The sequence below is a fragment of the Rhizobium sp. NLR16a genome, from assembly GCF_017948245.1.
GTDB lineage: Bacteria > Pseudomonadota > Alphaproteobacteria > Rhizobiales > Rhizobiaceae > Rhizobium.
Genome location: NZ_CP072868.1, coordinates 318199 through 331144 on the forward strand (window position 1 = coordinate 318199; position 12946 = coordinate 331144).

Consider the following 12946-nt stretch of genomic DNA (forward strand, 5'->3'; position numbering starts at 1 on the left):
GGTCAGACCTTTCCCTCGGCCAGAAAGGTCCTGGCTAATTTGAGCCGACGCCTTCTCGCCAATGACAATGGCACACCGGCATGGATCTTGCGCTCCAGCAGAAGCAGGCATTGGGACAGCGGGTAGCAGATGACGAAATAGAGTCCCGAGATCACCAGATACACTTCAAGCGCTCGGAATGTTTCCGAGGCTATCAACTGTGCCTGCGTCATCAACTCGGCAGCGGAGATCGTTACAAGCAGCGAGGTCGACTTGATCAGGTCGACGAACATCGTATTGGTGCCCGGGAGCGCCAGCCGCACTGCTTGCGGCAGGACGACATGGCTGAAGGTTTTGCCGCGTCCCAGCCCGAGAGCTTGAGACGCCTCTTGCTGTCCTCGGTGTACGCCAGCGATAGCCGCCCGAAAGATCTCGGACAGGTAGGCGGCGTAGAAGAGCACCAGGCTCAACACTCCAGCCTCGAAAACCTCCAGCCTGATGCCTACGGAAGGCAGGCCGAAGTAAGTGAGGAAGATGATCGCCAGGAGCGGTACGTTTTTAAGAAGCTCGGTATAGAAGGCCGCGGGAACGCGGACGGTTCGCAGCCGGTTGAGTCTCATCAACGCAAGGACAAGACCAAGGATCGTCGCGCCGATGAAGCTGGCCACGGTATAGCCGAGGGTCTTGAGCAGACCCCCGGCGATGTTTCCGACATAGTCATTCCAGGGAACCTGGAAGATATCGGTGAAGGATGACAACGCCGTCATGCTTCGATCTCACTTCGCGATGGAAGGCGGGGTCCAGTCGGCCGGACGGTCGACGCCGCGCCGCTGGGCCGCCATTTCGGGCGACGGAACCAGGAACTGCTGGGGATCGCCGCCCCATTTCGTGATCAAAGCGGCAAGCGACCCATCCTTGTACATATCGTCAATCTGATCGGAAACAGCCTTGGCCAGCTTCGGCGACTGCTTGGGAAGGTAGAATCCGGTCATGTAGGCTTGAAAATACTTGTAATCGGGGTGTGCGGCGACCTGTTCGTCGGTCGGCGGTTTCAGATATTCGATGCGGACCTTCATGTCGGGGCGCTGTTGCTGTTGGTAGGTGATCAGCAGTGGATCGAGAAAGCCGACGTCCAGGCGCCCGGCAGAAATATCCTGGAACACACTGTCGGCGCTCGGGAACGTATGGGGTGATGCGTTAGGCACCTGGGCGATGGATTTCGCCCAGACATAGCCGGTGACGGTGCCGAGATTTTTGCCTTCCAGGCTCGCAACATCGGGAAAGCTCGCCGTGCCGCTTACCGCCATGGCCGGCGGCGAATAATACGGCGGGTCCGTGAACAATCCGACTTTCTGTCGAACGTCGGACCATGCGATTCCGCCGATGGTTATATCAGCCCGCTGTGTCTGGACGGAAGCCAGCATGCCTGGAAAGTCGGTGACGTTGATTTCGATCTTGAGGCCGAGCTTATCGGCTATGGCTGTCAGGATGTCGCTGTCGAGGCCGACGAGCTTCCCATCCTTGACCGCCGTATAGGGCATGTAAGGCTGGACCGTAACAACGAGCGTGCCCGGCTTCACCAGCTCCAGATCGTCGGCGTTCGCAGTGAATGGCGCAGCCGTCGCAAACAGCCCCAAACTCAAGATCGCCACGGCAATGATCCCGTTCGCCTGCGATTTTTTTGTCAATTCAGCATGTTTCATTTGAAACCCCTCTTTGTGGTTATATATTGCTGATATATTATCAATATGCAGACATGATACGAAGTCAAGCAGATTCGTTGAGCGCCTTTTTTCGAGGCGGAACAGCCTCCAGCTATGCGGAAATGGACAGAGGAACACGCTGAATATGTCGGCATTCGAAGTGGATTACGAAGCGGCTGAAGCAACGCTGGCGGAGCGGACCTATATTCGGCTGCGCGACGACATCATCACGACACTGCTTCCTCCGGGCACGCTTCTGCGGGAAGCCGACCTCATGAAACGCATGGAAGTCGGGCGAACCCCGGTCCGGGAGGCGATTCAGCGCCTGCAATATGATGGTTTCGTTGTCGTCAGCGCCCGGCGCGGCACATTTGTCAGCAAGATCGATATCAATGATCTTACTGCCGTCTACGAGGCACGGGCACGGATCGAATCCTGGGCGACCCGGCTAGCTGCCGAAAGGCTGCGCGAGTTCGAGCGGCAGGAAGCGCGGCAGTTGATCGATGAGCTTAAGCAAACAATTGGTCCGATGGCGCTGGAAGACATCCTTGCCCTGGATCGACGGGTTCACCGCTTCATCTACAAAGTGGCGAAGAACTCTTTCCTGTTCGATACGCTGGATCACTACCACAATCTGTCGCTCAGAATTCTATATGTCGCGATGAAACGGTTTCTGGCCCTGGTACCGCGTCTGGAGGACGTCTTGCATGATCAGGTCCTCATGCTCGAGGCGGTATGCAGAGGGGATGCCGATGAGGCTGAAAAGATCGCGATGGCTCACGTCATGAGCTTCGAGAGCGAAGTGCGAAAGGTTATCTGAATTCGGTTCTTGGAATTGGGTGCAGCTTTAGCTGAACCAAGATATTTTCGGCAAAACGAGCCGTCCGAAACAATCGCGCGCTGCGAGTGGACGCGGCATCGATACTTGCTTGCATTCCACATTTCAGTGAGAGGCCGGCTTGAGCCGGCCTCCTGAATGGATGAAAACCAGGATCAGTCCTTGGCGCGTTCGACGTAGGAATTGTCTTCCGTCGCGATGACGACGCGGGTGCCGGCGTCGATATGCGGCGGGACCGAGGTGCGGATGCCGTTGGAGAGCATGGCCGGCTTGTAAGACGAGGATGCCGTCTGGCCCTTGACGACCGGTTCGGTCTCGACGATCTCGAGCGTGACGTGACGCGGCAGTTCGAGCGCCAGCGGAATGCCTTCATGGATCGACAGGATGCAGGTCATGCCTTCCTGGAGATAGGCCTTCTGGTCGCCCATGGTTTCCTGGCTGACGACCACCTGGTCGTAGTTGGCAGGGTTCATGAAGTGGAAGCCTTCGCCGTCTTCATAGAGATACTGGAAGTTGACGTCTTCGACGAAGGCGCGCTCGACCTGTTCGGTAGTGCGCCAGCGCTCGGAAACCTTCACGCCGTCGACGATGCGGCGCATGTCGACCTGAGTGACCGGCGTGCCCTTGCCCGGATGAAAGTTCTGGGCGGTGAGAACGACGTAGAGCTTGCCGTCCACGTCGAGAACGTTGCCCTTGCGGACCGAAGAGGCGATGACCTTGACCATAAGACTTCCTTGTAACTCGGCTTTCGGCGTCGTAGAGGACTGTCGAGACGCCCCAAGACGCAAATGTTTTTCTTTGGGGGCGCAACTAACCTAAAATCCGGGAAATAGCCACCCCATACCGGCTTCTCCGGTGAAGAAAGCTTGGAATGAACTTTTCGGCCAAAGCGTCCCCCTGGTGGACCCCGTCGGTGCATGCCGACCGCCGCCCGTTCCTGATCGGGCGCAATGCGATTCAGGCGTCGTTGCGCGGGTTTTTCGCGCGTGAGGATTTCATCGAGGTCGACACGGCGGTGCTGCAGGTCTCGCCTGGCAACGAAGCGCATCTGCATGCCTTCGCGACGCAAGCGATAACGACGGACGGTCAGACGGCGCCGCTCTACCTGCACACCTCGCCGGAATTCGCCTGCAAGAAGCTGCTTGCGGCGGGCGAGCAGCGTATTTCCTGCTTCGCCCATGTCTATCGCAACCGCGAGCGCGGGCCGCTGCACCATCCCGAATTCACCATGCTCGAATGGTACCGGGTCGGTGAAAGCTATGAGAGCCTGATGATGGATTGCGTGCGGATCCTCGCGCTCGCGGCTGAAACGGTGAAGACGCCGATGCTCGCCTATCGCGGCGCCGAGAGCGATCCCTTCGCAGGGCCGGAGCGGATCAGTGTCGCCGAAGCCTTCGAGCGCCATGCCGGCATCGATCTTCTTGCCTCCGTTGCCGCCGACGGCTCGACCGATCGCGACCATCTGGCGGCCGAACTCAGGCGCGTCGGCATGCGTGTGGCCGATGACGATGGCTGGGCCGACCTGTTCAGCCGGGTGCTGGTCGAAAAGATCGAGCCGCATCTCGGCTCCGGCCGCATCACCATCCTCGACGAATATCCTGTCTCCGAGGCCGCACTTGCGCGTCCCTCGGCACGCGACCCCCGGGTTGCCGAACGTTTCGAGCTCTATGCCTGCGGCGTCGAGCTTGCCAACGGCTTCGGCGAGCTCACCAATGCTGCCGAACAGCGCCGGCGCTTCGAGATCGAAATGGCCGAGAAGGCGCGTATCTATGGCGAGACCTATCCGATCGACGAGGATTTCCTCTCGGCACTGTCGCTGATGCCCGAGGCAAGCGGCATCGCACTCGGCTTCGACCGGCTGGTGATGCTGGCGACGGGGGCTTCGCGCATCGACCAGGTGCTCTGGGCGCCGGTTGCGGAGTATGGAAGATGAATGTCGTCAAACCGGTGAAGAGCGTCGACGATCTGGTGAAGGCCGGGCTTGCCGGGCCTGCCGATCGCGCAACGCTCGAGGCGGTGGCCGCGCGTTACGCCATTGCCCTGACGCCGGCGATGACCAGGCTGATCGACCGCGCCGATCCTGATGATCCAATTGCCCGACAATTCGTGCCTGATGCGGCCGAACTCATCGTCGCGCCCGAAGAACGCGCCGATCCAATCGGCGATCACGCCTACAGCCCGGTCGATGGCATCGTGCACCGTTATCCTGATCGGGTGCTGCTGAAGGCCGTGCATGTCTGCCCGGTCTATTGCCGCTTTTGCTTCCGCCGCGAAATGGTCGGGCCGCAGGGTTTGGGCACGCTCGATGCCGCGGCGATGCAGGCGGCCTTCGATTACATCGGGAGCCATCAGGAGATCTGGGAGGTCATCCTGACCGGCGGCGACCCGCTGGTGCTTTCACCGCGCCGCCTCCGCGACATCATGGAGGCGCTCGCAGGCATTGCGCATGTGAAGATCGTGCGTTTCCATACGCGCGTTCCCGTCGTCGATCCGGAGAAAATCGACGCGGCGCTCATCGCCGCGCTGAAGGCGAGCGGCAAGACGGTCTATGTCGCACTGCACGCCAACCATGTCAGAGAGTTGACGATGGAAGCGCGGGCGGCCTGCGCGCGCCTCGTCGATGCCGGCATCGCAATGGTCAGCCAATCGGTGCTGCTCAAGGGTATCAACGACGATTCCGCAATTCTTGCCGAACTGATGAAGGCTTTCGTCGAGATGCGCGTCAAGCCTTATTACCTGCATCATCCCGATCTCGCGCCCGGCACCAGCCATTTCAGGCTGACGATCGAGGAGGGGCAGAGGATCGTGGCGGCACTGCGCGGTCGGATTTCCGGTCTCTGCCAGCCGACCTACATTCTCGATATCCCAGGCGGTCACGGCAAGGCCGTCGTCAGCGGAAGCACCGTTCGGGCAACGGGCGAGGGATGTTATTCCATCGCGGATTATCGCGGCGGCGAACATTCCTATCCGCCGGCGGATTGACCTGAAACGCCACTTTCCGTGTCATTTCTGTACTCGTCACGCCGGAAACGACATCGGACATGGGCGATGAAATTTCATCAAGACGTTGAGATCAAATATGTATTTCTGCTTTCGCAGGAAGGATCGCTAAAATCCTAACTATGAGGAACAATCATCTTTAACCCAACAAATTAGCGGAATGTTCTGTTTTCCGCACTAAAAGAACGCTCATGACAAGGCGATGAACGCCGGTTCGGGATCATGAGAATCTTGGAGTGATGGGATGAATACGACAATCCGCGACCTCGTAGCCAAATTCGGCAAGCTTCCTGTAGCGATCGACCAGGTCGCCGACGACGCCGATCTTTATGCGGCGGGTCTGACGTCCTTTGCCTCGGTGCAGCTGATGCTCGGCATCGAAGAGGCATTCGATATCGAATTCCCCGACAATCTTCTGAACCGCAAGTCCTTCGCGAGCATCGCGGCCATCGCCAAGACGGTCGATATCATCCAGGACGGCCGGAAGGTCGCCTGATGAACTTCCCCGTCAAGATCATAGAGGACGGTGTTGTCGCACGGGTTGCCCGCGTCGCCGCAATCGCGGCCAAACACGCGGATGCCGTCGACGTCGAAGGCCGCTTTCCCCGGGAAGCCGTGGATGCGATGAAGGCCGAGAGGCTGCTCGGCATCCAGGTGCCGCGCCAGCTCGGCGGTGAATCGGCCTCGACCACCGAAATCGCCGAATTGTGCTCGATGCTCGGCCAGGCCTGTGCGGCAAGCGCCATGGTCTTCGCCATGCACCACATCAAGCTGTCGAGCCTCGTGGAACACGGCGCCGACAGCGAATGGCACTGCGACTTCATGCGCCGCATCGCGGCCGACCAGCTCTTGATCGCCTCGGCCACCACCGAGGGCGGCATCGGCGGCAACCTGCGCAACAGCATTTGCGCGATCGAGGTCGACGGCGATACCTGCAGCCTCGAAAAGGATGCGACCGTCATTTCCTACGGCTCGCACGCCGACGCTATCCTCATCACTTCGCGCAGCCATCCGCAGGCAGCCTCCTCCGATCAGGTGCTGACGGCCTTCCTCAAGGACCAGTACACGCTCGAGAAGACGCATGCCTGGAATACGCTCGGCATGCGCGGCACCTGTTCCGACGGCTTCCTCTTCAAGGGCCGGGCGCCGGCGCGACAGATCCTGCCGAAGCCTTTCGCCGAGATCGCGGCGCAATCCATGCTCGCTTCCTCGCATCTGCTCTGGAGCGGCGTCTGGTACGGCATCGCGGTCGATGCTGTTGCGCGCGCCCAGGCCTTCGTGCGCGCCGCTGCCCGCAAGGCGCCGGACGCCCAGCCGCCGGGCGCGCTGCGCCTCGCCGAGGTCTCGAACCTCCTGCAAATGGTGAAATCCAACGTCGTTGCCGGCCTCAAGGCCTATGAAGACGCCAAATCAGATCCGGACAGGCTGTCGTCGATGGGATTTGCGGTGGCGATGAACAACGTCAAGATCGCCTCTTCCGAGACGATCCTGGAGATCGTCAACCATGCGATGCTGATCTGCGGCATCATGGGCTACAAGAACGGCACGCCCTTCAGCCTCGGACGCCATCTGCGCGACGCCCATTCCGCTCAGCTCATGATCTCGAACGACCGCATCCTCGGCAATACGTCGAGCATGCTTCTCGTCCACAAGCAGGACACTAGCCTACTGGGGTAAAGTCATGGATATGCAGACCTCGTTCCTGGACCGGCTCTTCGAGTCCGGCCTGCTGATCGATACCGGCGTTGATGGTCTCTATGGCCGCAGCGGCCAGTTCGAAGATGTCATCACCGCCTTCGAACGGCTGATCGATACGTTCGGCGGCGCCGACGGCGCCGAGGCGATGCGTTTCCCGCCGGGCATGAACCGCGCGCTCTTCGAAAAGAGCGGCTATATGAAGAGCTTTCCGCAGCTTGCCGGCACGGTGCACAGCTTCTGCGGCAGCGAGCTCGATCATATGAGCCTGCTTGAATGCATGGAGGTCGGCGACGACTGGACCAAGGATCAGAAGGCGACCGATATCGTGCTGACGCCGGCTGCCTGCTATCCGCTCTATCCGACGGTTGCCAAGCGCGGCAACCTGCCGAAAACGGGAGGCCTCTTCGATCTGCAGTCCTACTGCTTCCGCCATGAGCCGTCGAAGGACCCTGCCCGCCAGCAGCTATTTCGCATGCGCGAATATGTCTGCATGGGAACGGAGCAGCACGTCACCGATTTTCGCCAGAAATGGATGGACCGCGGCGTCGAGATGATGAAGCAGGTCGGCCTCGATGTGACCATCGATGTTGCCAACGACCCGTTCTTCGGCCGTGCGGGCAAGATGATGGTCAACAATCAGCGCGACCAGAACCTGAAGTTCGAACTGCTGATCCCGATCACGTCGACCGCCAATCCGACGGCCTGCATGAGCTTCAATTACCATCAGGATTCTTTCGGCCTGAAGTGGGCTCTCAATCTCGAAGACGGCAGCGTCGCGCACACCGCCTGCGTCGGCTTCGGCCTGGAGCGCATCGCGCTCGCCCTCTTCCACCATCACGGCCTCGACGTAAAGCAATGGCCGGCCAGCGTCCGGAAAACGCTATGGGGCTGATGAGCTCGATGGGATCGGTTTTCCCGGCAATCAGCCCGGAAACCTATCGGCAGCACGCGCTGCATGCCGGCGAGCGTGCATGGCCGGAAACCAATTGTTATATCGATCTCTGGATCGAGGTATTGAACACCTTAGGCGTCGCGCCCGAGGCGATGCTGGGTTTTACCCTGGCACAGGATTTTGAGGGTGATCAATTCACCTTCTTCAAGGTACCGCTCGAAGATCTCGAAGCGCTCTACGGCATCCGCGCGACCGAACTTGCGATCTACGACCGTGTCGAACGGCATGTCGAAGTGCAGATCGCGCGGGGGCGTCTCTGCCTGGTCGAGATGGATTCCTTCTACATGCCGGATACGCGCGGCACCGCCTATCGGCAGGAGCACGGCAAGACGACGGTTGCGATCAACCGGCTTGATGTTGCGGCAAAGCGCGTCGAATATTTTCACAATGCCGGCTATTTCCAGCTCGAGGGTGAGGATTTCGATGGGCTGTTCCAGCTGCAGCTGACGGAGAGCGATCCGCCGTTCCTGCCCTATACGGAATTTGCACGGTTTCCGGAAAGGCCTGCCGACGAAGCGCATCTTCGCGCGACCGCGCGGCGGCTTGCCGGCTTTCACTTCTCCAGGCGCCCCCGCCAAAACCCGATCCGCGCCTTCGCCCGCGTCTTCCCGCAGCAGGTGGAAGCGGTGGCGGAGCGGCCGTTCGGCTTCTTCCATAAATATGCCTTCAACACGCTCCGTCAGGTGGGCGCCAATTTCGAGTTGGCCGCTGATTATCTGACCTGGCTGTCCTCAGCCGAATACGCGGTGGCCGCCGAGGATGCCCGGCGCATTTCCGACGCGGCGAAATCCGTACAGTTCCAGCTTGCCCGCGCTGTCGCCCGCAGGAAGTTCGAGCCGCTGCAGGCGGCACTTGATCCGGCCGCCGATGCATGGGATTCCATGATGGCATCGCTTGCGGAGCGAATCTGAGGCCGGAGATCAGACAATGCGGGGGCGTTTGGCAAGCATCGGAGCTCGGGAAAGCGTGCTTTCCGAAGGCTGGAACCTGATCCTGACGGAGCCGGGGGCCTGCGCCGTACCGCACGATATTCATCTTTCCGCGCAGTTCATTCCTGCGCCCGTTCCTGGCACCGTTGCGGCAGCGCTTGAAAAAGCCGGGCTCTTCGACCGGGAAAATCCCGAACCGTTGAATATGAAGGACGCCTGGTATCTCTGCCGGCTTTTTGATGCCGAGCCTGGCGAAGCCATCCTGCGTTTCGGCGGGCTGGCCACAATTTGCAATGTCTTCCTCAACGGTCAGGAAATCCTCTTTTCCGAAAGCATGTTCACGGCGCATGAGCTCCCGGTGACGCTTTCGGGTGGCGACGAGCTGGCGCTCTGCTTTCGGGCGCTCGGCCCCAGACTGTCCGAACCCGGTCCGCGGGCGCGCTGGCGCCCGCAGATGATCACGCCGGCGGGCCTGAAGAATTTCCGCACGACGCTGCTCGGCCATATGCCGGGCTGGTGCCCCGATATTCATGCCGTCGGTCCGTGGCGGCCGATTTCACTGGTGCAACGCGATACCGTATCGATCGACAATGTCTCCATCCGCGCGGTCCTGGAGGAGAGCGGCGTCGGCCGGCTGAGCGTTTCTCTGCATAACAATGCCGAAGATCCGGCAATGCTGCTGCGCTGCGGCGGCATGGAACAGCCCTTCGAGAAGATTGGCGCCAATCATTACTCGGCTATCCTCAAGCTGTCCGACATCGAGCCCTGGTGGCCGCATACACACGGCACGCCGCGTCTCTATGATCTGACTCTGGTTTCCGACGGCGAGGAATATTCGCTCGGCAGCACCGGCTTCCGGCGCATCGACGTCGACCGCGGTGCGGATGGCGAAGAATTCGCGCTCCTCGTCAACGGCGAGCGTGTCTTCTGCCGCGGCGCGGTCTGGACGACCGCCGATATTGCGCGGCTGCCGGGCGGGCGGGTGGATTACGAGCCATTCCTGCGGCTTGCCTGCCAAGCCGGCATGAACATGATCCGCATCGGCGGCACCATGGCTTACGAGACGCCGGATTTCTTTGCGCTCTGCGACGAACTCGGCCTGCTCGTGTGGCAGGATTTCATGTTCGCCAATTTTGATTATCCGCGCAACGACAAGGCCTTTCTCGGCCATGTGCATGCCGAGATCGAGGAATTCCTGTACGGCGTCCAGGCGTCGCCTTCCCTTGCCGTTCTCTGCGGCGGCAGCGAGATCCATCAGCAGGCGGCGATGCTCGGCCTGCCCATGGAATTCTGGAGTGGACCGGTGACCGACGAAATCATTCCGGCCATCGCCGCACGCATGCGTCCCGACGTGCCCTATGTGCCGAATTCGCCCCATGGCGGAGCGATGCCGTTTTCGCCCAATTCCGGCATTGCGCATTATTACGGGGTCGGCGCCTATATGCGGCCGATTGCCGATGCCCGCCGCGCCGATGTGCGCTTTGCCTCCGAAAGCCTCGCCTTTGCGCATGTGCCGCAGCAAAGGACGCTGCAGCGCTATCTCGACGTGCCCGCCGTCCACAGCCCCCAGTGGAAGGCGCGGGTGCCCCGCGACCGCGGCGCATCGTGGGATTTCGAGGATGTTCGCGACTTTTACCTAGAGCTTCTCTACGATTGCGACCCGGCCCGACTGCGCCGCGAAGATCAGGAACGCTATCTCGATTTTTCCCGTGCCGTGACAAGCGAGGTCATCGAAGAGACCTTCGCCGAATGGCGGCGCAAGGGCTCCGGCTGCAACGGAGCGCTCGTCTGGACGCTGCAGGACCTGCTGCCCGGCCCCGGCTGGGGCGTCATCGACTCCACCGGCGAGCCGAAACCCGTCTGGTATGCGATGCGACGGGCCTTCCGACCGGTTCAGGCAGTCTTCACCGATGAGGGGACCAATGGTCTCGACGTGCATGTCGTCAACGAGACGGACACCGACCTTGACCTGGAACTCGAGATCGCCTGCCTGCGTGATGGAAAACAGCAGGTCGTCAGCGGCAACATGGCTTTCAGACTGGATGCAAGGAGCGTGGAACGCTTTGCCTCGACCGCGCTGTTCGGCGCCTTCTTCGATACGACCTATGCCTTCCGTTTCGGCCCGCCTGCGCATGATGCAAGTGTGGCGCGCCTGCGCTCCCTCGCCGATGGCGCCATCCTCGCGGAAAGCTTTCATTTCCCCTGCGGACGCGGAAAGGCACTGCACGACGCCGGCATCGAGGCATCGCTCGGCAGAGACGGCGACAGCTGGGTCGTCGACCTCAGGACCGACCGGCTGGCGCAATCGGTGCATATCGACGTCGAAGGCTACAGGGCTGACGACGACTGGTTCCACCTTGCTCCCGGCCCCGTACGGCGCGTGAAGCTCTCCGCGCTGTCCGGCACAGAGAGCGATGTTCAGCCGACGGGCGAAATCAGAAGTCTAGGCAGTTCGCGTCGCGTCGGGCTCGCGGGCTGAGGCTCGTAGGGAACAACGCAAGCTCACCGGAAAGATCGTGATTTGAGAACGATATACCGCTATCTGCGCGCCCATCTCCTGCAGCGGCTGATCCCGCGGTCGCGTCTCGCCTTCAACCCGCGCAAGCCGGTCGAAATCGTCGGCTATCTCTCGATGCCCGTTGGGGTCGGTGAATCGGCAAGGCTCTGTGCCGGGGCGCTTTCCCAAGCGGGACGGGCGATTTCGCTCTCAGACGTCAGCACGCATCCGGATGAAAAATCCTTTGCCGGCTTGGTGTCGTCGCATCTTTCGGCCGAACCGCCGGGAAGCCGTATCTGGCATCTCAATCCGCCGATGCTGCCACGCGCCATCCTGAAGATGGGCGTCGCCAATTTCACCCGCGCCTTCAACATCGGCTATTTCGCCTGGGAGCTTGAAGTCGTGCCGGCGGAATGGCGCTACGGGTTGCGTTACATGAATGCCATCTTCGTCCCCTCGGAATTCACCAGGCGGACGATTGCACCGCTGACGGCGGCGCCCGTCATCGTGGTTCCGCATCCCGTCACCGAGAAGCCGGCCGCAGAGGGCATACGGGAGAAGTTCGGCATCGAGAAAGATGCCTTTCTCGTCAGCTTCATCTTCAGCGCCGGCTCCTCGATCAATCGGAAGAACCCTCAAGCGGTGATCGAAGCTTTCAGACTGTTCAGCGCCGAATGCCCGAGCGCCTTTCTGCTGATGAAGGCGAGCGGCGATATCGGCAAGGATCAGGGCTTGCGCGAAGTGATTGCGTCGGTCGCCGGCGATAGTCGTATCCGGATCGTCACCGACAAGCTCTCGAACACCGAGATCAGCGGCCTCATCCGCTCCTCCAATGCCTATCTCTCGCTGCATCGCTCGGAAGGCTTCGGGCTGACGGTGGCCGAGGCGATCATGTATCGCACCCCTGTGATATCAACCGCCTGGTCGGGCACGGAAGATTTCTGCGACCCCGAGAACAGCTGGCTGGTCGCCTCTCCCCTCATTCCCGTCGTCGATTCCCATCCTGAATTTGCGGGGCTGCCGGGCGCGGTTTGGGCGGATCCCTCTCCTGAAATCGCGGCCGCCCATCTCGGCGACATCTTCCGTGCGCCCGAGCGCGCCCGAGAGAAGGCCGGGAAGGCGCGGGAGTTCCTGCTGCGCTACCTCTCGGAGAACAGCTATGAAAAGGCGCTCAAGAAGCTGGCGGCGATGCAGGTCAGCTAAGGTGAGGTCGCCACTCCGCTTTATTTTAACATTTTCGCATTAGTGATGGCGGGCATGCGAGTGCAAAACATGTTGCGCAAAGGTGTGCAGCGGTTTTGCGATAACGACGTGCGTAAAGACAAGAACATGGAACGCGAGGAGCGAATC

12 protein-coding genes are annotated in these 12946 nt (G+C 60.8%); 9 read left to right on the forward strand and 3 right to left on the reverse strand.

Annotation, left to right across the window (positions count from 1 at the left end; translation table 11 throughout):
* Positions 1-2: 2 nt before the first annotated feature.
* Together J7U39_RS26250 and J7U39_RS26255 are read right to left on the reverse strand one after the other, a co-directional pair.
* Entirely contained in the window at positions 3-746 is a 744-nt protein-coding gene (locus J7U39_RS26250) for an amino acid ABC transporter permease (RefSeq protein WP_210632715.1), read from the reverse strand.
* Between the two features lie 9 nt (positions 747-755).
* The gene (locus tag J7U39_RS26255; protein ID WP_210633051.1) at positions 756-1682 is read right to left on the reverse strand and encodes a transporter substrate-binding domain-containing protein; all 927 of its coding nucleotides are present in this window, start codon (positions 1680-1682) and stop codon (positions 756-758) included.
* Between the two features lie 145 nt (positions 1683-1827).
* Between J7U39_RS26255 and J7U39_RS26260 the strand changes: the two genes are divergently transcribed.
* Positions 1828-2502 carry a GntR family transcriptional regulator gene (locus J7U39_RS26260; protein ID WP_210632716.1) on the forward strand — a complete coding sequence of 225 codons (675 nt, stop codon included), beginning with the start codon at positions 1828-1830 and terminating at the stop codon, positions 2500-2502.
* A gap of 173 nt (positions 2503-2675) precedes the next feature.
* On the opposite strand, the gene efp is transcribed toward J7U39_RS26260, so the two are convergent.
* Positions 2676-3245 carry an elongation factor P gene (gene efp, locus J7U39_RS26265; protein ID WP_008528334.1) on the reverse strand — a complete coding sequence of 190 codons (570 nt, stop codon included), beginning with the start codon at positions 3243-3245 and terminating at the stop codon, positions 2676-2678.
* 146 nt (positions 3246-3391) lie between these two features.
* Here efp and epmA point away from each other — a divergent pair, with 146 nt between their 5' ends.
* The 8 genes from epmA to J7U39_RS26305 all read left to right on the forward strand — a co-directional run bounded on the left by epmA (position 3392) and on the right by J7U39_RS26305 (position 12799).
* Entirely contained in the window at positions 3392-4453 is a 1062-nt protein-coding gene (gene epmA / locus J7U39_RS26270; protein WP_210632717.1) for an EF-P lysine aminoacylase EpmA, read from the forward strand.
* On the forward strand, positions 4450-5502 hold the full coding sequence (locus J7U39_RS26275; protein ID WP_210632718.1) for a lysine-2,3-aminomutase-like protein: 1053 nt from the start codon (positions 4450-4452) through the stop codon (positions 5500-5502). Before epmA ends, J7U39_RS26275 begins: the two co-directional genes overlap by 4 nt.
* Positions 5503-5764: 262 nt before the next feature.
* Complete coding sequence (locus tag J7U39_RS26280; RefSeq protein ID WP_210632719.1) at positions 5765-6016, forward strand: acyl carrier protein; 252 nt, start codon at positions 5765-5767, stop codon at positions 6014-6016.
* Positions 6016-7197, forward strand: coding sequence for an acyl-CoA dehydrogenase family protein (locus tag J7U39_RS26285; protein ID WP_210632720.1), 1182 nt, complete (start codon positions 6016-6018; stop codon positions 7195-7197). Before J7U39_RS26280 ends, J7U39_RS26285 begins: the two co-directional genes overlap by 1 nt.
* A gap of 4 nt (positions 7198-7201) precedes the next feature.
* On the forward strand, positions 7202-8110 hold the full coding sequence (locus J7U39_RS26290) for an amino acid--[acyl-carrier-protein] ligase (protein WP_210632721.1): 909 nt from the start codon (positions 7202-7204) through the stop codon (positions 8108-8110).
* Positions 8101-9081, forward strand: a complete 981-nt coding sequence (locus J7U39_RS26295) for a DUF1839 family protein (RefSeq protein WP_210632722.1) — start codon at positions 8101-8103, stop codon at positions 9079-9081. The genes J7U39_RS26290 and J7U39_RS26295 overlap by 10 nt, the downstream gene beginning before the upstream one ends.
* 16 nt (positions 9082-9097) lie before the next feature.
* Positions 9098-11578 (forward strand): glycoside hydrolase family 2 protein, encoded by a 2481-nt coding sequence (locus J7U39_RS26300; RefSeq protein ID WP_210632723.1) that lies wholly within the window; start codon positions 9098-9100, stop codon positions 11576-11578.
* A 42-nt stretch (positions 11579-11620) separates the two neighbouring features.
* Entirely contained in the window at positions 11621-12799 is a 1179-nt protein-coding gene (locus J7U39_RS26305; RefSeq protein WP_210632724.1) for a glycosyltransferase family 4 protein, read from the forward strand.
* The last annotated feature ends 147 nt before the right edge of the window (positions 12800-12946 follow it).

What these genes read in the sequence shown, in the direction of transcription:
- epmA (WP_210632717.1), top strand. Translation starts at nt 3,392, where the DNA reads ATGAACTTTTCGGCCAAAGCGTCCCCCTGGTGGACCCCGTCGGTGCAT.
- J7U39_RS26280 (WP_210632719.1), top strand. Translation starts at nt 5,765, where the DNA reads ATGAATACGACAATCCGCGACCTCGTAGCCAAATTCGGCAAGCTTCCT.
- J7U39_RS26275 (WP_210632718.1), top strand. Translation starts at nt 4,450, where the DNA reads ATGAATGTCGTCAAACCGGTGAAGAGCGTCGACGATCTGGTGAAGGCC.
- J7U39_RS26255 (WP_210633051.1), bottom strand. Translation starts at nt 1,682, where the DNA reads ATGAAACATGCTGAATTGACAAAAAAATCGCAGGCGAACGGGATCATT.
- J7U39_RS26290 (WP_210632721.1), top strand. Translation starts at nt 7,202, where the DNA reads ATGGATATGCAGACCTCGTTCCTGGACCGGCTCTTCGAGTCCGGCCTG.
- J7U39_RS26300 (WP_210632723.1), top strand. Translation starts at nt 9,098, where the DNA reads ATGCGGGGGCGTTTGGCAAGCATCGGAGCTCGGGAAAGCGTGCTTTCC.
- J7U39_RS26295 (WP_210632722.1), top strand. Translation starts at nt 8,101, where the DNA reads ATGGGGCTGATGAGCTCGATGGGATCGGTTTTCCCGGCAATCAGCCCG.
- J7U39_RS26260 (WP_210632716.1), top strand. Translation starts at nt 1,828, where the DNA reads ATGTCGGCATTCGAAGTGGATTACGAAGCGGCTGAAGCAACGCTGGCG.
- J7U39_RS26250 (WP_210632715.1), bottom strand. Translation starts at nt 746, where the DNA reads ATGACGGCGTTGTCATCCTTCACCGATATCTTCCAGGTTCCCTGGAAT.
- efp (WP_008528334.1), bottom strand. Translation starts at nt 3,245, where the DNA reads ATGGTCAAGGTCATCGCCTCTTCGGTCCGCAAGGGCAACGTTCTCGAC.
- J7U39_RS26285 (WP_210632720.1), top strand. Translation starts at nt 6,016, where the DNA reads ATGAACTTCCCCGTCAAGATCATAGAGGACGGTGTTGTCGCACGGGTT.